Source organism: Vibrio sp. Vb0937, assembly GCF_033338855.1.
Window position 1 is genome coordinate 1 of record NZ_JAWOTK010000296.1, and the last position, 1210, is coordinate 1210.

Annotated in this window: 1 protein-coding gene; it reads left to right on the forward strand. The window is 36.9% G+C overall.

Translation table 11 applies throughout. The features are described from left to right. Positions 1-589: 589 nt before the first annotated feature. On the forward strand, positions 590-1210 hold a 621-nt coding region (locus R7P67_RS25200), incomplete at its 3' end, for a hypothetical protein (protein WP_318086370.1).

Consider the following 1210-nt stretch of genomic DNA (forward strand, 5'->3'; position numbering starts at 1 on the left):
GTTTGATTTTCTATTCAAACTTGTGAAAGGTTGAATCGATATATTAGAAAACATGAATTTGATCTTGTTTCTATCTTTTGTTTTAAATGCGAAATTCATTATTAACAACGGATGGTTTTGATGATTTCTCTTATGTGTATCCCACCAATTTTAGAAATTGAAAATTAAACTTTCTCAATACAATAACGACTAAAATTAAACGGAATGATGTTCTTATATTTTTGTTGTATTTTAACTTATACATTTTGACTCATTCATTTTAACTGTTTTTGTTGATTTTAAGTTGTTGATAATAATTGTCTTTTGACTTTTGTTTTAATGGCGTTGCTTTGCTGCTTCTTTAATGTTGTGGTGAGTGGCTTTATTTATAAAAAGTCATTTTAAAGTACGTTTTTAAGCAAAGTAGAACGTGACAATACTAAGATAAATAGTATTAAAAAATTAAATAAGGATTTAACCATAAGAGTAATTTTATGGTTGATAGGTTTATTGGGGTTGATTAGCTGAATTTTTATGGAATTTCATCCCAATAATCTGTTTGTCTTTAAGTTTATTCTAATAAACTTAATTCTCATGGAAGTTTCAAAACATGCAGCACACAACAAAGTGGATGATGACGCCGCTTGCAATGTTGTTGGGTACGCTGTTTTCAGCGCCATCATTCGCGGTGGAAACGAGTGTAATTGATAGCACTAGCACGCCTGAATCTACACAAAATGAAGGAGACACGTCCTGTATTGTTTGTAAGTTTAGTGGGGCCGTTTACCTATCTTACGATACAAACATTTACGATAAAGACGACTACCGTTCTGTCCGCAATTTCTCGTGGGGAGGCGATCTCGTTTATTCCTTTTCGAGCGACACAAAAGCCTATTTTTCTACGGGGGGCTATCGTGCCCTAGAAGATGAAGTCGGCACCTACGCGACAGATTCGGTGTTGGGCTTGCAATACACGAACCTATATCGCTTTGGAGATACAGGGAAAATCGGCGTTGCGGGTCAGCTCACCATTCCAACTTCAGAAACATCTCGTAAAGATGAACTGCACACCGCGGTTCGTTTAGATGTGCCGATCTCTTTTTCAGCTTGGAGCGTCGATTTTTCGGTTTCGCCAAGACTGAGAAAAAATTTCCACGAATATAAAACCATGGGGGGACGCTCGCTGACTGAGTGGACTTACTCATTGTTTGCTGTTGCGGAAAAGTCGTGG